Source organism: Cupriavidus sp. GW823-FHT07B10, assembly GCF_058794355.1.
In genome coordinates this window covers 310,752-327,766 of the sequence record NZ_JBXAGS010000004.1, presented here as the reverse complement: position 1 = coordinate 327,766, position 17,015 = coordinate 310,752, and the positions used below count along the sequence as shown (strand labels likewise).

Below are 17,015 nucleotides of genomic sequence, written 5' to 3'. Positions count from 1 at the left end.
AAAGCCTGAGACCCGTAACGGGCCGCATGGCAACCCCGGGATGACAACAGGAGACAAGGATGAGAAACGCCCCCAGAATCCCCGCCAGCCATTCCCGACCGTCGTAACCCCCGGCAGGCAGTACCGCAACGTACCCACCCAGACCGCAGACGGCAGACCGTGACGGAGCGCAGCTCCAGATAAACGGCAACCCGGGAAGCAAGGAGACATCGTGTATTCACAGAAAGACGTGCTGTCGATCGGCGCGCAGGCGCCGATCGCCCCCGCCCAACCGCAGCAAACCCAATCGCATGAACTGCAGCGCACCCTGACCTGGAAGGATGCCTTCTGGGTCACCAGCGGCGTGCCCGCGGGCGTGCTCTTCACCATCGGCGGCGTGTCCGCCACCATCGGCAACCCGGCCTGGGTGATCTGGATCCTCGCCATCCTGGTCGGCTTTGCGCAGTGCTTCGTCTATGCCGAGATCTCGGGCCTGTATCCGCACAAATCCGGCGGCGCCTCGGTGTATGGCGCGCTCGGCTGGGTGCGCTACAGCAAGTTTGTCGCACCGGTCTCGGTGTGGTGCAACTGGGTGGCCTGGTCGCCGATGCTGGCGCTGGGCACCAGCCTCGCCGCCGGCTACATGCTGAGCGCGCTGTTCCCGCCCGATTCGGTCATCAACACCTGGCAACTGACACTGGTGGACCTGGGCTTTGTCAGCAAAGGCCTGACGCTGCGGGTGAACTCCACCTTCATCCTGGCCACCGCCTTCCTGCTGGTCACCTTCAAGCTGCAGCACAGCGGCGCCTCGGCCGCGGCCACCACGCAGCGCATCCTGGGCATTGCCTCGCTGACGCCGCTGGTGCTGATCGCGCTGGTGCCGATGTTCACCGGCGACATGCCGTCCACCAACTTCCTGCCGCTGCTGCCGCTGACCCATGACGGCGCCGGCGCCCCGGTGCTGGGCGGCTGGAACGCCGCCGGCATCAGCACCGCCATGGGCGCGATGTTCCTGGCGTGCTGGTCGACCTTCGGCTTCGAGACCGCGGTCTGCTACACCCGCGAGTTCAAGGATCCGCAGAAGGACACCTTCAAGGCGATCTTCTGGTCCGGCGTGCTGTGCCTGTTCATGTTCATCGCGGTGCCGATCGCCTTCCAGGGCTCGCTGGGCCTGTCGGGCATGCTGGAACCGGCCATCGTCGACGGCTCCGGCGTGGGCGCGGCCATGGCCAAGTTCGTCGGCGGCGGCGCGGTGGTGTTCAACGTGATCGTGGTGATGCTGGTGCTGGCGATCCTGCTGATCGTGATGACCTCGATGATGGGTTCGTCGCGCACGCTGTACCAGGCCTCGGTCGACGGCTGGCTACCGCGCTACCTCTCGCACGTGAACGAGCACGGCTCGCCCACGCGCGCGATGTGGACGGACCTGGTGTTCAACCTGTTCCTGCTGCTGATGTCGAACTACATGGCAGTGCTGTCGATCAGCAACGTCTGCTACATGATCTTCGTGTTCCTGAACCTGCAGTCGGGCTGGATCCACCGCATGGACCGCCCGGACTGGGCCCGCCCGTACAAGTGCAAGAACTGGCTGCTGGCACTGGGCGCGTTCTTCGGCTTCTTCGACCTGGCCTTCGTCGGCGCCGGCGCCAACTTCCAGGGCGAGCACACGCTGCGCAACGGCCTGATCGCCGCGCTGCTGATCGTGCCGGTGTTCGTGTACCGCCACTACATCCAGGACAAGGGCCGCTTCCCCGAGTCGATGCGCCGCGACATGGAGCTGCCCAATGCGCGCGCCGGCGTGCTGCCCTACGTGGCGCTGGTCGTCGGCGGGCTGGTGGTGTGGATCGCTGCCAGGCTGACGGTGATCACCTGACGGCTCCGGCAGGCCGGCCCGGTGCCGGCCTGCCCCCCTTCCCGATTTCCCTGCTTTCCCTGAATTCCGAGGTACCGCCATGACTGACACGCTCCGCGTGCGCGTCGGCCGCGTCGAGCCGCTGGCCGCCGGCATCAAGCGCTTCACCCTGCAACCCTGCGACGGCGGCGCGCTGCCCGCCTTCGACAGCGGCAGCCACGTGGTCGTCCATATGGACGGCGGCCGGCTGCGCAACGCCTATTCGCTGACCAGCACGCTGGGCGAGCCCGGCCACTACCAGATCGCAGTGCGGCTGGAAGAGGCTTCGCGCGGCGGCTCGCGCTATATGCACGAGCAGGTCGGCGAAGGCGACGAACTGCATATCGGCGCGCCCGGCAACCTGTTCAGCCTGGACCACGGCGCCGGCCGCCACCTGCTGATCGCCGGCGGCATCGGCATCACGCCGTTCATGACGCATATCCAGGCGCTGGCCGCGCGCGGCGCGGCGTTCGAACTGCACTACTGCTTCCGCAACGCCAGTTCCACCGCCTTCCTGGACGTGCTGCCCGCCACGCTGCAGCCCGGCCAGCTTCACCTGTACGAGAGCGACAGCGGCACCATGCTCGACCTCGCCGCGCTGATCGCCGCGCAGCCTGCCGACACGCACGTCTATGTCTGCGGCCCGGCGCCGCTGAACGACGCCGTGGTCAACGCCGCGCGCGCTGCGGGCTGGGACGCGGGCCGCATCCACTTCGAGCAGTTCCGCAACGAGGTCGACGCCACCGGCGGCGCCTTCGAGGCCGTGCTGCAGAAAAGCGGGCTGACGCTGCAGGTCGGCGCCGACGAGCCGCTGCTGCGCGCCATCGAGAAGGCGGGCATCAAGGTGGACTGCATGTGCCGCGAAGGCATCTGCGGCTCCTGCGAGACCACCATCCTGGAAGGGCAGGCCGATCACCGCGACCAGTACCTGTCGGATGCCGAAAAGGCTGCGCAGAAGACGATGATGCTGTGCGTGTCGCGCTGCAAGGGCCAGCGGCTGGTGCTGGATCTCTGACCATACTGAGGCCATTCGCAACCTTTCGGTTGCGCTTCCCCGTCCGGTCTCCTAACATGCAACCACAACGTTGCCCATTAATGCCTGAACAAGGAGACCGGACATGGCTTCATCCACCGACCGCATCGAGCGCAGCATCCTGCTGGCCGCCCCCATCGAACGCGTCTGGCATGCACTGGCCGACGCCGACACCTTCGGCAGCTGGTTTGGCGTGAAATTCGACGGCGTGACCTTCGCCCCAGGCCAGCGTGCCGTGGGCAGCATCACCTATCCCGGTTATGAATACCTGAAGTTCGACGTAGAGGTCGAGCGCATGGAACCACCGAGGCTGCTGTCCTGGCGCTGGCATCCGGCGCCAATGGAGCGCGGCCGCGACTATTCGGCCGAACCGCCCACGCTGGTGGTGTTCGAGTTGAAGGAAGCCGAAGGCGGCACGCTGCTGACCGTGGTCGAATCCGGCTTCGACCAGATCCCGCCCGAACGCCGCATGGAAGCCTTCCGCATGAACAGCGGCGGCTGGGACGGTCAGATGGAAAACATCCGCAAGCATGTCAGCAGCGCAGCCTGAAACCCCGCCCGCGCTCGAACTGCGCGATGCGGCGACCGTCTTCGCCGCGCTTGGCGACGAAACCCGGCTGCGGCTGGTGGCAGCGCTGTGCGCGGGCGGCGCGCTGTCGATCGCGCAGCTGACCGCGGGCAGCGCCATGACGCGCCAGGCGGTCACCAAGCACCTGCAGGTGCTGGCGCAGGCCGGGCTGGTGCGCGACAGCCGCGCCGGCCGCGAGCGCCTGTGGCAGTTCGAGCCCGGCCAGGTCGAAGCCGCGCGCCGGTCGCTGGAAGCGATCGGGCGGCAATGGGATTTTGCGCTGGCAAAGCTGAAGCTGGCGGTGGAAGCCGAGCATTGACCTCCCCCCGCACGCCAGCGGTTTGCTCCCCTCTCGCAAGCAATGGACACCCTTTCACTCGCCGCTATACTGGGAGCCCCGCCCATCACAGCGAGAGGAAGCGCGCAGTGGCTGACCACGACCTGTCCAGGCTGAAAATCGACCGGAGCGCCGCCGCGGCCGGCGCCGGCATCCGCCCCCGGCGCAGGTGGCTGCGCTATGCAGTGATCGCGCTGGCCGCGCTGGCCCTGGCCGGCATCGCCATGAAGCTGGCCGGGCCGCAGGCGGTGCAGACCGCCACCGTCACCTCCGCCTATCCCACGCAGAATTTCACCGTGCTCAATGCCACCGGCTATGTCGTGCCGCAGCGCAAGGCGGCGGTCGCGTCCAAGGCGCAGGGCCGGCTGGAATGGCTGGGCGTGCTGGAAGGCTCGCGCGTGAAGAAGGACGAGATCATCGCGCGGCTGGAGAGCAAGGACGTCGCCGCCTCGTTCGCCCAGGCCCAGGCACAGGTCCAGGTGGCGCAGGCCAACCTGGCGCTGCAGCAGGCCGAGCTGAAGGACGCCGAGGTGAACCTGCGCCGCTCGAAGATCCTGATCGTGCCGAACGCCATCTCGCGCACCCAGTACGACGCCGACGTGGCGCGCTTTGACAAGGCGCGGGCCTCGGTCAACAGTTCGCGCGCGGCGATCGCCTCGGCCCAGGCCAATGCCCGCGCGGCCGAGGTCGCGGTGGAGCAGACCGTGGTGCGCGCGCCCTTCGATGGCGTGGTGCTGGTCAAGCATGCCAACGTGGGCGACAACATCACGCCCTTCTCTGCCGCCGCCGACACCAAGGGCGCGATCGTGACCATCGCCGACATGGAGACGCTGGAGGTGGAAGCCGATGTCGCCGAATCCAATATCGGCAAGATCCGCGCCAACCAGCCGTGCGAGCTGCTGCTGGATGCGCTGCCGGGATTGCGGCTGGCGGGGCAAGTGTCGCGCATCGTGCCGACGGTGGACCGCTCCAAGGCCACCGTGCTGGTCAAGGTGCGCTTTGTCGACCGCGATGCGCGCGTGCTGCCGGACATGAGCGCCAAGATCGCCTTCCTGTCGCGCACCGCCTCGGCGCAGGACCGCCAGCCGGTGGTGGCGGTGCAGCCCGCCGCCGTGGTCACGCGCCAGGGCCGGGAGCTGGCCTATGTGGTGAAGGACGGCCGTGCGCATGAGGTGCAGGTCAAGACCGGCGACAAGCTGGGCGAACTGGTGGCCGTGCAGGGCGTCAAGCCCGGCGACGTGCTGGTGCTGTCGCCGGCCGACAATCTCGGCGACGGCGACCGCATCACCGTGGCCAAGCCGTAGAGAGGACCACATGAGCGCAGCACCGCTGGTGCAGATCAGCCACCTCGCCAAATCCTACCGGCGCGGCGTGCAGACCGTGCCGGTGCTGACCGATATTTCGCTCGATATCGGCGAAGGCGAATTTGTTGCGCTGATGGGACCGTCGGGCTCGGGCAAGAGCACGCTGCTGAACCTGATCGCCGGCATCGACCGGCCCGACAGCGGCACGCTGCACGTGGCGGGGCTGGACATCACGCGGCTGCCGGAGGCCGAGCTGGCCGACTGGCGCGCCGCCAATGTCGGCTTTATCTTCCAGTTCTATAACCTGATGCCGGTGCTGACCGCGTTCGAGAACGTGGAGCTGCCGCTGATGCTGACCAGCCTGCCACGTGCGGAGCGTCGTGCGCGCGTGGAACTGGTGCTGGACATGGTCAACCTGGCCGACCGCATGAGCCACTACCCGTCGGAGCTGTCGGGCGGCCAGCAGCAGCGCGTGGCGATTGCGCGCGCGCTGATCACCGACCCCGCGCTGATCGTCGCCGACGAGCCCACCGGCGACCTCGACCGCACCTCCGCCGCCGAGATCCTGGCGATGATGCAGCGGCTCAATGCCGATGCCGGCAAGACCATCATCATGGTCACGCACGATGCCCACGCCGCGGCCGCGGCCGGGTCGCTGGTGCACCTGGAGAAGGGAGAGTTGATCCGTGGCGAGATTGCCTAAGTCGTCATGTACGCACTCAAGCTGATCACCCGCAACGCGCTGCGGCACAAGCTGCGCACCACGCTGACGGTGTTCGGGCTGGTGATCGCGGTACTGGCGTTCGGGCTGCTGCAGACGGTGATCGATGCCTGGTATGCGGGCGCGTCTGCAGCATCCAGCGCGCGGCTGGTCACGCGCAATGCGATCTCGCTGGTGTTTCCGCTGCCGCTGAGCTACGAAAGCCGCATCAGGGGCGTCGACGGCGTGACCTCGGTGGCGCGCTCCAACTGGTTCGGCGGCGTCTACCGCGATCCCAAGAACTTCTTCGCGCAGTTCGCGGTATCCGATAACTACCTCGACCTCTATCCGGAATTCATCGTGCCCGACCAGCAGCGCGCCGACTACCAGCGCGACCGCAAGGGCGCGCTGGTCGGGCGCCAGCTGGCCGACCAGTTCGGCTTCAAGCTTGGCGACGTGGTCCCGATCAAGGGCACCATCTACCCCGGCACCTGGGAGTTCGTGGTGCGCGGCATCATGGAAGGGCGCGACGAGAGCACCATCACGCGCCAGATGGTGTTCCACTGGGAATACCTGAACGAGACCGTGCGCAAGCGCACCCCGCGCCAGGCCGACCAGGTCGGCGTCTTTGTGCTGGGCGTGGACAACCCCGACAACACCGCCGCGATCTCGCGCAATGTCGATGCGGTGTTCCGCAATTCACTGGCGGAGACGCTGACCGAGACCGAGCAGGCCTTCCAGCTGGGCTTTGTCGCCATGTCCAACCAGATCATCGCGGCGATCCGCGTGGTGTCCTACGTGGTGATCGTGATCATCATGGCGGTGATGGCCAATGCCATGGCGATGAGCGCACGCGAGCGCACCGTGGAATACGCCACGCTCAAGGCGCTGGGCTTCGGCCCCGGCTTCCTGGCGCTGCTGGTGTTCGGCGAGTCGCTGGCGATCTGCGTGGCCGGCGGCGCGCTCGGCATGCTGGCGACGCCGCCGGTGGCAAGCGTCTTCAAGCAGGCCGTTGGCGGCGTGTTCCCGGTCTTCACCGTGTCGCCCCAGACCATGCAGCTGCAGGCGGCCTGCGCGCTGGCGGTGGGCGTCTTTGCCGGCATCGTGCCGGCGGTGCAGGCTGCGCGCGTGCGCATCGTCGAGGGCCTGCGGGCCATCGGCTAGCGCGCGGAGGCTGATGTGGCGATCCCGCTGACCTATATCGCGCGCAACCTGTGGGCCAGGCGCCTGACCACCGCGCTGACCGCGGGCGGGCTGGCGCTGGTGGTGTTCGTCTTTGCCACCATGCTGATGCTGGACGCCGGCCTGAAGAAGACCCTGGTCACCACCGGCGAGCAGAACAACGTGGTGCTGATCCGCAAGGGCGCCGAGACCGAGATCCAGAGCTCGGTCAACCGCGACCAAGCCAGCATCATGGAGATGCACCCGGCCGTGGCCATGAGCGGCGCTGGCCGGCCGCTGGCCTCGCGCGAGGCGGTGGTGCTGATCTCGCTTACCAAGACCAGCACCGGGCAGCCGTCCAACGTGGTGATCCGCGGCATCTCGCCGCCGGGCATGGACCTGCGCCCGCAGGTGCGGCTGGTGACCGGACGCATGTTCCGGCCGGGCTCGTCCGAGATCATCGTCGGCAGCAGCATCGCCGGCGGCTTTGCCGGGGTGCAGATCGGCGAGCACCTGCGCTTTGCCCAGCGCGACTGGACCGTGGTCGGCCACTTCGACGCCGGCGGCAGCGGCTTCGACTCCGAGATCTGGGGCGACGTGGACCAGCTGATGCAGTCGTTCCGGCGCAATGCGTATTCGTCGATGGTGGTGCGGCTGGCGGATTCGGCGCTGTTCGACCGCTTTCGCGCCGATATCGACGTCGACCCGCGGCTGGCCGACGAGGCCAAGCGCGAGCAGGCCTTCTACAGCGACCAGTCCAAGGCGCTGTCCAGCTTTATCAAGATCCTCGGCTTCACGCTGTCCACCATCTTTTCGGTCGCGGCGATGATCGGCGCCATGATCACCATGTACGCCTCGGTGGCCAACCGCGTGGCGGAGATCGGCACGCTGCGCGCGCTGGGTTTCAAGCGCGTCAACGTGCTGACCGCCTTCCTGATCGAAGCCGCGCTGCTGGGGCTGGTGGGCGGCATCGCGGGCCTTGCGTGCGCCACGCTGATGCAGTTCGCGTCGTTCTCGACCACCAACTTCCAGACCTTCGCGGACCTCTCGTTCCGCTTCATCCTGACCCCGGCTATCGCGCTGCAGACGCTGGCGTTCTCGATGGTGATGGGGCTGGCGGGCGGATTCCTGCCGGCGGTGCGGGCGGCGCGAATGAATATCGTGGACGCGTTGCGGGCGCGCTGAGCGAGGGTTCGCTCCCCTCTCCCGCAAGCGGGAGAGGGAGCACGGCATCGGCATTCACGGCCCGGTAGTCGCTGCGCCCCACCCCCAACCTTTCCTTGCCTTATTCCACCCGCGCGTCTACAACCCGTAGTGATGCATGCTCCCCGTCAGGCATTGCCGGCGGCCAGTGCACCCCCGGCACGGCCAGCGGCGCCCGATGGCAAGGTACCCCCGCAACCCTCTCCGCCAGGACGCCCCCGATGAACCTCGACCTGCTGGGCTCGCTGCTGACTGCCGTCGTGGTGCTGCTGATCGGCACGCTGGTCAACCGCAGCGTCGGCGTGCTGTCGCGCTACAACATTCCCGACCCTGTCACCGGCGGCCTGCTGTTCGCGATCATCGCCTCGGTGGCGCTGGCGGCAGCGAACTTCCGCGTGGTGATCGATCCCGGCATGAAGCCGGTGCTGCTGCTGATGTTCTTCGGCGGCGTCGGGCTCTGCGCCGACCTGCGCATGCTCAGGCGCGGCGGCAAGGCGCTGGTGATCTTCCTCATCATCCTGCTGCCCTACATCCTGGTGCAGAACGTGGTGGGCGTGGCCATGGCCAGGACGCTGGACCTGCATCCCATCTTCGGGCTGGTGAGCGGCTCGATCACGCTGGTGGGCGGCCACGGCACCGGCGCCGCCTATGCCGAGCGTTTTGCCGAGGTCAACAACCTGCAGGCGGTGATGGACCTGTCGATGACGGTGGCCACCATCGGCCTGATTGTGGGCGGCATCATCGGCGGCCCGGTGGCGCAGTACCTGATCTCGCGCTACAAGCTGCGCTCGACCGCGCGCGAGGCCGGCGACACCGAGGAAGAAGCCGCCGCGGTTTCCCCCATCACCACCGTGGGCGCGCTGGCCTCGCTGGCCGGCATCCTGGCCGCGGTGATCGGCGGGCGCTGGATCGCCGCGCAGATGCCCACCGGCGCCATCACCATCCCCGGCTTCCTGTGGTGCATGATGCTCGGCATCGCCATCCGCAACCTGCTGCCCTTTGCCGGCGCGCGCTTTGACGACCGCGCCACCGACCTGATCACCAATATCTGCCTGTCGCTGTTCCTGGTGATGACCATGATGGCGCTGGACCTGGCCGAGGTGGCGCTGTCCGCCGGCCCCTTCCTGCTGATCATCGCCATGCAGGTGGTCTTCATCATCCTGTATGTGGTGCTGGTGTGCTTCCGCTTCATGGGGGGCGATTACGAGGCCGCGGTCACCTCGGCCGCCTTTATCGGCTTCAACATGGGGTCGACCGCCACCGCCATGGCCAATATGCGCGCCATCACGTCCCGCTACGGGCCGGCACCCACCAGCTATTTGATCACGCCGCTGGCCGGCGCGTTCTTCGTCGACCTGATGAACGCCTTCGTGCTGACCATGCTGCTGGCGTTGCCGCTGATCGGAGGCTGACATGCGCCGCGCCCTCTTCACCCTCCTCATTGCCTTGGTGGCCAGCGCCTGGCTGGCAGGCTGCGGCGGCGGCCCGCCCGCCGACGGCATCCGCGCCGGCATCAACGAGCGGCTGGCGCAGGCGCTGCCGCCGGGCACGGTGGAACTGGCCGGCCTGGACCGGCGCGGCTCGCAGGCAGACACCAAGGCCCCGGCCGGTGAAACCCGCCGCGTGGTGTACTTCGATGCGGAACTGAAACTGCTGCGCGACTACGACTTCGGCGCCTGGGACTCGCCCGGCGTGGCCGGGCTGGTGTCGGCGCTGGGCGCGGGCCCGCGCGGCATCACCGGCATCACCAGCGGCGGCAACAAGGCCGGCGACATCATCCGCGCGCATGGCACGGCGCTGTACCGGCGCGACGGCGAGCGCTGGGTCGGCGTGCTGCCGGCCGGCTACCGCCCCGCTGAAGCCCCGACCGTCGCCACCGATGCGCAAAGGGGCCCGGCGGCGATCCTGGACGCGATGCGCAAGGTGATCGAGTCCGTGCAGAAGGATGCCTCGCCGGCGCAGCGCGCCGTGATCGAGCAGGAGCTGACCACCGCGCACGCCAACATCCGCGCGCGGCTGGCACGGGTCAACGAGGGCTATGCCATTGCCGCCGGCGCCGAACACGGCCAGTACCTGCGCTTCGCGAAGGCGCTGGTGGACGGGGCACGCGTGCGCGCGATGCCGCTGGTCACGCACGGCGGAGAAGAGAACCTGCGGCTGCTGCGCGCCGGCAAGGTCTCGGTGGCGCTGGCGCAGGGCGATGCGGCGCTGGAAGCCTACGAGGGCAAGGGCGTGTTTGCCGCCGACGGCCCGCAAGCCTCGCTGCGCGCCATCGGCAGCCTCTACCCCGAGCCCGTGCACGTGCTGGTGCGCGACGCCGATCCCGCCCGCTCGGTGTCAGAGCTGCGCGGCAAGCGCATCGCCGTGGGCGAGCGCGGCTCAGCCTCGCGCGTGACCGCGCTGCGCGTGCTGGCTGCGCATGGCCTGACCGACAAGGACTTCAAGGCCGAGGAAGTTGGGCTGGGCACCGGGCTGGTGGCGCTGCGCCAGAAGCAGGTCGACGCGGTGATCCAGGTGATCGGCGTGCCGGCCGACAGCATCCGCGACGCGCTCGGCGAAATGCCGCTGCGGCTGCTGCCGCTGGACGAACGGGTCATCACCGCGATGGTCGGGCAGAAGGCGGGCTATTTCCGCGCCACCATCGCGCCGGGCACCTATCCCGGCCTGCACACGCCGGTGCGCACCATCGCCACGGCGGCGATCCTGGTGACCGGGCCGGACCTGTCCGATACCGAAGTGGCCGAGCTGACGCGGCTGGTCTACCGCCACGGGCGCGACTTTGTCGCCCGCGGCAGCGCCCAGGGCGCGCAGATCGCCGTGGCAACGGCGCGTGAAGGGCTGATGATCCCGCAGCATCTGGCGGCGGCCAAGGCGCTGGACGCGCTGGCGACACCCGGCATTCCGCCCGCCAAGCCCGGCGGAACGCCCGCGAAGCCCGTTGCAACGCCTGCGGCTTCGGGCGCCCGTGCGCAGTAAGGCCCGGCGGGCGGGCCGCCGATCAGCCCGCCGCGCTCGCCAGGCCTTCAGCCAGCCGGCAGCGCCGGTCCAGGAAATCGCTGGCGTGGCCGTTGCTGCCGGCCACGCTGTCGACGGGCTGGTCGATCACGACAAAGCCTGCCCCGCCCTGCCGCTCCCGCACATAGGTGACAAAGATGCCGCGGTCCGGCGGCGCTGCGGCGGCGCCCCCCTTGGTGCCGTCACGCACGAGCTGGAAAGGGTCGACCGCCAGCACCGGCGCGCTGGCTGGCACAAAGATCGCGCGCACCGGCTTGTCCTCGAGCCGCAGCGTGGTCCAGCCGGTGCCGATCGGCCCGGCCGCGCCATTGACCACGGCGCGCGCGGCCGAGCTGATGCAATCGAGATGGATATGCAGCTGGTCCTGGCTGCGCGAGGCGCGGGAATTGATCGCGAGGCCTAGCATGTCGTCGGGCACGGCCTTGCCAAGCGAACGGCCAACGATGCCGCGCGCGGCCCAGCCGAAGGCCCAGGGGTTGGCGCCTGCGCCGTCCCAGGCTCTGGCGTCGTCGATGCCGGTCATCGTCCGTGCCGGGATCACCAGGTAATGCGACTTGCCGATCGCGTCCTTGTAGAGCACCAGTCCCTGGGACCGATCCACTTGCGCGCAATCGGGATGAGCCGCCGCGGTACTGCCAAGGCAGCGCTGCTGCACGTTGCGCCACAAGCCATCGCGGCCGCCCGACAGGACGCCGACGACGCTTTCGGCGGTGCAGCCGGCCAGGGCCAGGATGGCCGCCAGCCACAACGCGGGGGCACCGCGCCAACCGCGGGCCGGCTTCAGCGCCGGCACGAAACTCCGTAGAAAGTCCCGGCGCGTGGATTAGACACCACATAGGCGTGGCGCTGCGCCCAGAACTGCGCGGTACGGAAGGCTTCGGCCTCGCGCTCGCTCCAGTCCGTTGCAAGCAACGGCAGGGCTTCGGCATCGGTGGTGAGATAAACCCGCGCCTGATAGCGGGCGGATTGCAGCGTGCCGGTACGGATGGTGCGGATCGTGACGTGGAGGGTCATAGGCAGCTTCTCGACTAGGCGACTACCAAATCATAACCACTTCCGTGTGTTGGATTGGTGAAACCGTTGAGAATGTGCTAAGGCACCACAGATCTGTCAGGATCCGGCCCCGGCACCGACATACCCGCATCCTCATGCCTTCGGGAGAAAAACATGCCGCCCAACCCGCTCCGCAAGTCCGCCATCCTTGTGCTGACCCACCTTGCCGCGCTGGCCGTGGGCTTTGCCGCGGGCATCTATGTCCTGCCGATCCTGACGGAGCAGGCCGGTGCCAGTGCCGAGCAAGTGCAGGCTGTGTCACAACAGGCGCGCTATACCGGCACCTTTCGCAAGGACCTGGCGGGTAGCGACGCACTGCACTGGGCCAGCGGCCGGCTCCATGTTTCGCCGCAGGCGCTTGCCTTTGAAGGCAGCGTTGCGCCGGGGCCGGACTATCGGATCTACCTGGCGCCGGAGTTTGTCGACAACAAGGAGGCCTTCCTTCGGATCAAGGACCGGTCGCTGCAGGTTGGTGAGCTGAAGACCTTTGGCAACTTCACCGTGGCGTTGCCGGCTGGCGTGGATCCGGCACGGTATGGGGCGGTGGTGATTTGGTGTGAGAGGTTTGGGCAGTTTATCGGGGCGGCGGGGTATCGGTAGTCATCGCCATGCCGCCGGATATCGCGATGTCGCGCTTGGCAACAACAAGAACACCCCGCAACCAAAGGGCGAAGACCAGAGAAAAAGAGGCCGATCAAATCAACCGGCCCAACGACCCCCCGCAATACCAGCCGCAGGTGTCGATATGACAGTCAAGCGCCCGCCCATGCAGGCATCACAACCTGCCAGGCGGGCATCAGGCAGTTACGCTCAGAAGCGATGACGCAGGCCAACGGTAGCACCGGTCTGGTTCTCACCAGCCACCACCGTGCCAACCCCATTCAGGCCCAACGCCGAACCCGACTTGTTCTTCGAGTACCCAACATTCAGGTACACATCCGTACGCTTGGACAGCGAGTAGTCCGCCGACAGCACGAACATCCACGGATCCGCATCGCTATTGCGGGTGTCGTTGTAGTAGGCCGCGCCGGTCAGCTGGAAGGCAGGCGTGAAGCGGTACTGCGCGCCAGCCCAGTACACGTTGCTGCGGGTCGAAATGGCGCTGGCGCTCGACACGCCGTCGTCCTTCAGCCAGCGGTAGCCGGCAAACACCTTGGCGCCGCCAAAGGCATAGGCCGTACCCACCGCGGCGCGCTTGGCGGCACGGTCCTGCAACGCCACGGTGGCGCCCTGGTACTGGTCGTAGGCAGCGCCGACCGAGAAGCCGCCCGCGGCGTACGACAGGCCGCCGCCGAAGTTGCGCGCGACCTTGGGCTCGCCCGGGACTTCGCCGTTGTTGTCGCGACCGAAGCTGTAGAAGCCGGTGGCGGTCAGGCCGCCGAACTTGCCGGTGTACTTGATGGCGTTGTCGGCGCGGCCATTGAAGGCCGAGTCAACGCTGTTCAGCGAGTAGCGCGGGCCCACGCCCATCGGGTCGAAGGCGCCGAACAGGTCGTACAGCGCGTTCTGCTGGCGGCCCAGCGTGACCGCGCCCCAGCCGCCCTGCAGGCCGACGTAGGCCTGGCGGCCGAACAGGCGGTTGCCCTGGCCCGAGGTGCCGGTATCGATGTCGAACCCGCTCTCCAGCACGAAGATACCCTTCAGGCCGCCGCCCAGGTCTTCGGTGCCGCGCAGGCCCCAGCGCGAGCCGGACAGGTTGCCAGAGTTCAGGCGCGTTGCCGTACCCTGGGCGCCGTTGCTGCCCGGCACGTGGCTGATCACTTCGACGCCGGCATCGACGATGCCGTAGAGCGTCACGTTCGACGCGGACTGGGCCGACGCCACCCCGGATACGGCCGACGCGGCCGCTGCTGCCGTCATTGCAAGGAGAGCTTTCTTCACTGTAATTTCTCTGTGTTCTGTTTGAGGCACGACACCGCGCCGGACCCAGGCCGGGTCGGCAAGGCCAACCAGGTCCAGCCGGGCAACCCGGCAACGGCGCATCGTCCGCACAAGTTGCGGCCTCGGCATTGTCGCGGCGCAATATGTAACCTTTGTGACCCATGCTTCGTAGCAGGAAGTGACGGATAGCCCCAAATGGGGGTTTTCCCTGTAACCAAGGGGAACGTTTTGGTACGATGCATGCTTTTCCGACGACGGTAATGCCAGTGCCCCGTGCCGCCATGTGCCTGTGCCTCGACCGCTTCGCCTCATGAGGCTGGCTGAGATCAAGACCCGGCTTGCCCCGCTGCTCGCCTCGCTGCAGGCTTCATTGCCTGCCCCCCTCCAGCAACGCCTGTCAGGCATGGCCGCGCGCCTTGCACGCGCCGGCCTGACCCGGCCCGGGTCGCTGCGCCCCACGCGGCGCGGCGTGCTGGTGGGCCTGGCCGCCATCCCGGCGGCCCTCCTGCTCTATGTGCTGGTCCTGATCCCGTTCACGCCGGGCATCAGCGATATCCGCAAGGCCAAGTCCGAGCAGCCGGCCCAGGTGCTGTCCGCCGACGGCAAGGAGCTGGCGGTGTTCAAGTGGGCCAACCGCGACTGGGTGCCGCTGTCGCAGATTTCACCCAATGTGGTGGCTGCGCTGATCTCCACCGAAGACCACCGCTTCTACCAGCACCACGGGCTGGATTGGCGCAGGCTGGCCTCGGCCGCGGTGCATACCTTCTCCGGCGACCGCCAGGGCGGGTCCACCATCACCCAGCAGCTGGCCCGCAACCTCTATCCCGATGAAATCGGCCGCGCGCCCACGCTGACGCGCAAGCTCAAGGAAGCCATCACCGCGCTGAAGATCGAGGCGCTCTATACCAAGGACGAGATCCTCGAGACCTATCTCAACACCGTGCCGTTCCTGTACAACGCGTTCGGCATCGAGATGGCGGCGCGCACCTACTTCGACCGCCCGGCGCGCTCGCTCGACGTGCTGCAGAGCGCCACGCTGATCGGCATGCTCAAGGGCAACAGCTACTACAACCCGGTGCTCAACCCCGAGCGCGCGCTCGACCGGCGCAATATCGTGCTGGCCCAGATGGTCAAGCGCGGCAAGCTGGATGCGGCGCGCTACGAGCAGCTGAAGAAGCGCCCGCTGCGCATCGACTTCGAGCGCCAGACCGAGCCGCCAGGCCCCGCGCCACATTTCGCGCAGCAGCTGCGCAAGTGGCTGATCGGCTGGGCCGACCGCAATGGCTACGACATCTACGCCGACGGCCTGGTGGTGCATACCACCATCGACGCCCGCCTGCAGGCCATGGCCACGCAGGCCGTGGTGCAGCAGGGCAACCGGCTGCAGGCCATCGCCAACGCGGCCTGGGCGCCGCGCGCGGGCTGGGCCGCCAACCTGCCGCTGGTGCAGGCCTTCGTGCGCGAAACCCCGGAGTACCGTGCCGCCATCGCCGCCGGCACCGCGCCGGAAGAGGCGCTGCGCCATCTGATGTCCGACCATGCCTTCATGCGCGCGCTGCACCAGCAGAAGACGCGCATCCAGGCGGGCTTCATGGCCATCGATCCGCGCAACGGCGAGATCCGCGCCTGGGTCGGCAGCCGCGACTACACCCAGGACGCGTTCGACCACGTGCAGCAGGCGCGCCGCCAGCCGGGCTCGACCTTCAAGCCCTTTGTCTACGGCGCGGCCTTTGAAGAAGGCAAGACCCCCGACGACACGCTGGTGGACCAGCCGGTGGAAATCGAACTGGCTGGCGGCGAGGTCTGGCGCCCCACCGATGAAGGCCGCCCCACCGGCCGCGCCATGACGCTGCGCGACGGCCTGGTCTATTCGCGCAACACCATCACCGCGCAGCTGATGCACGAAGTGGGGCCGACGCGCGTGGCGCGGCTGGCGCGCGACATGGGCGTGCGCGACAGCCAGCTCGACGTGGTGCCGTCGCTGGCGCTGGGCACCAGCCCGGTCACGCTCAAGGAGATGGTGGCCGCCTACGGCACCATCGCCAACGCCGGCGACTACATCGCGCCCACCATGGTGACGCGCATTGAAGACCGCCAGGGCAATGTGCTGCAGGTGTTCCGGCCGGCGCGCGCCGAGCACGCGCTGCCCGCCGCCACCACGCAAACCCTGCTCGACGTGATGCGCGACGTGATCGACCGCGGCACCGGCGCCAGCATCCGCTCGCGCTTCGGCATCCGCGCCGACGTGGCCGGCAAGACCGGCACCACCCAGGACAATGCCGACGGCTGGTTCATCCTGATGCATCCGGAACTGGTGGCGGGCGCCTGGGTCGGCTTCAACGACAGCCGCGTCACGCTGCGCAGCGACTACTGGGGCCAGGGCGCGCACAGCGCGCTGCCGATGGTGGGCGACTTCTACCAGCGCGCGCTGCGCTCGCGCATCGTCGACGGCCGCGCGCGCTTTGCCGAGCACGAAGAGACCAGCCTGTTCGCATCGCTGGGAACGCAGCTGCGCGGCTGGTTCAGCCAGCTGTTCACGCGCGACAAGGCCAGCGAGACCCCGGCGCCGCGCCCGGCACCGCGTCGGCCGGCGCTGCCCACGCCGGAGGCCGAGGTCGCGCCGCCGGCCGGCGCGGCATCGTCTGCCGCGGTGGATGTCGGCCCGGATGAGTCCAGCCTGGCGCTGGATCGGGGGGAGACGGTGATTGCGGTGCCGCAGGACATGAGCGCGGGCAGCGCTCCGGTTGCGCCACCCCCTCAGGCCGAACCAGCGCCTAACGCCGCCCCTGCCTCCCCGGCTTCCGCAAATCCGCCCGCACCGCCTGCGCCCCCAGCGCCCATCACGCCCCTCGCGCCAACCATCATCACCCCAGCCAACGGCAGCAACTGA

Annotated in this window: 15 protein-coding genes; 12 read left to right on the top strand and 3 right to left on the bottom strand. The window is 68.3% G+C overall.

Annotated features, from left to right (window positions below):
- Positions 1-229: 229 nt before the first annotated feature.
- The 10 genes from AC1Q6V_RS11665 to AC1Q6V_RS11620 all read left to right on the top strand — a co-directional run bounded on the left by AC1Q6V_RS11665 (position 230) and on the right by AC1Q6V_RS11620 (position 11,152).
- Positions 230-1,852, top strand: coding sequence for a trimethylamine N-oxide permease (locus tag AC1Q6V_RS11665; RefSeq protein WP_454749947.1), 1,623 nt, complete (start codon positions 230-232; stop codon positions 1,850-1,852).
- 79 nt (positions 1,853-1,931) lie between these two features.
- On the top strand, positions 1,932-2,885 hold the full coding sequence (locus tag AC1Q6V_RS11660; protein ID WP_454749932.1) for a PDR/VanB family oxidoreductase: 954 nt from the start codon (positions 1,932-1,934) through the stop codon (positions 2,883-2,885).
- A gap of 103 nt (positions 2,886-2,988) precedes the next feature.
- On the top strand, positions 2,989-3,453 hold the full coding sequence (locus tag AC1Q6V_RS11655) for an SRPBCC family protein (protein WP_010811000.1): 465 nt from the start codon (positions 2,989-2,991) through the stop codon (positions 3,451-3,453).
- Positions 3,434-3,790 carry an ArsR/SmtB family transcription factor gene (locus AC1Q6V_RS11650; protein WP_010810999.1) on the top strand — a complete coding sequence of 119 codons (357 nt, stop codon included), beginning with the start codon at positions 3,434-3,436 and terminating at the stop codon, positions 3,788-3,790. Before AC1Q6V_RS11655 ends, AC1Q6V_RS11650 begins: the two co-directional genes overlap by 20 nt.
- A 107-nt stretch (positions 3,791-3,897) precedes the next feature.
- Positions 3,898-5,112, top strand: a complete 1,215-nt coding sequence (locus tag AC1Q6V_RS11645) for an efflux RND transporter periplasmic adaptor subunit (RefSeq protein WP_454749931.1) — start codon at positions 3,898-3,900, stop codon at positions 5,110-5,112.
- 10 nt (positions 5,113-5,122) lie between these two features.
- Positions 5,123-5,815 (top strand): ABC transporter ATP-binding protein, encoded by a 693-nt coding sequence (locus AC1Q6V_RS11640; RefSeq protein ID WP_011617668.1) that lies wholly within the window; start codon positions 5,123-5,125, stop codon positions 5,813-5,815.
- Positions 5,816-5,821: 6 nt separating this feature from the next.
- A complete protein-coding gene (locus tag AC1Q6V_RS11635; RefSeq protein WP_010810996.1) occupies positions 5,822-6,976 on the top strand; it encodes an ABC transporter permease in 1,155 nt (384 codons plus the stop codon).
- A gap of 15 nt (positions 6,977-6,991) precedes the next feature.
- Positions 6,992-8,158, top strand: coding sequence for an ABC transporter permease (locus AC1Q6V_RS11630; RefSeq protein ID WP_010810995.1), 1,167 nt, complete (start codon positions 6,992-6,994; stop codon positions 8,156-8,158).
- A gap of 239 nt (positions 8,159-8,397) precedes the next feature.
- Entirely contained in the window at positions 8,398-9,588 is a 1,191-nt protein-coding gene (gene gltS, locus AC1Q6V_RS11625; protein ID WP_439672098.1) for a sodium/glutamate symporter, read from the top strand.
- Position 9,589: 1 nt separating this feature from the next.
- A complete protein-coding gene (locus AC1Q6V_RS11620; RefSeq protein WP_011617670.1) occupies positions 9,590-11,152 on the top strand; it encodes a TAXI family TRAP transporter solute-binding subunit in 1,563 nt (520 codons plus the stop codon).
- A 22-nt stretch (positions 11,153-11,174) separates the two neighbouring features.
- On the opposite strand, the gene AC1Q6V_RS11615 is transcribed toward AC1Q6V_RS11620, so the two are convergent.
- Together AC1Q6V_RS11615 and AC1Q6V_RS11610 are read right to left on the bottom strand one after the other, a co-directional pair.
- A complete protein-coding gene (locus AC1Q6V_RS11615) occupies positions 11,175-11,984 on the bottom strand; it encodes a CDP-diacylglycerol diphosphatase (RefSeq protein WP_439672099.1) in 810 nt (269 codons plus the stop codon).
- Complete coding sequence (locus AC1Q6V_RS11610) at positions 11,972-12,205, bottom strand: hypothetical protein (protein ID WP_010810991.1); 234 nt, start codon at positions 12,203-12,205, stop codon at positions 11,972-11,974. The genes AC1Q6V_RS11615 and AC1Q6V_RS11610 overlap by 13 nt, the downstream gene beginning before the upstream one ends.
- A 153-nt stretch (positions 12,206-12,358) precedes the next feature.
- On the opposite strand from AC1Q6V_RS11610, the gene AC1Q6V_RS11605 reads away from it, so the two are divergent.
- Positions 12,359-12,844, top strand: a complete 486-nt coding sequence (locus AC1Q6V_RS11605; protein WP_010810990.1) for a DM13 domain-containing protein — start codon at positions 12,359-12,361, stop codon at positions 12,842-12,844.
- Between the two features lie 210 nt (positions 12,845-13,054).
- On the opposite strand, the gene AC1Q6V_RS11600 is transcribed toward AC1Q6V_RS11605, so the two are convergent.
- On the bottom strand, positions 13,055-14,125 hold the full coding sequence (locus AC1Q6V_RS11600) for a porin (protein ID WP_439672100.1): 1,071 nt from the start codon (positions 14,123-14,125) through the stop codon (positions 13,055-13,057).
- A 310-nt stretch (positions 14,126-14,435) separates the two neighbouring features.
- Here AC1Q6V_RS11600 and AC1Q6V_RS11595 point away from each other — a divergent pair, with 310 nt between their 5' ends.
- Complete coding sequence (locus AC1Q6V_RS11595; protein ID WP_454749930.1) at positions 14,436-17,015, top strand: penicillin-binding protein 1A; 2,580 nt, start codon at positions 14,436-14,438, stop codon at positions 17,013-17,015.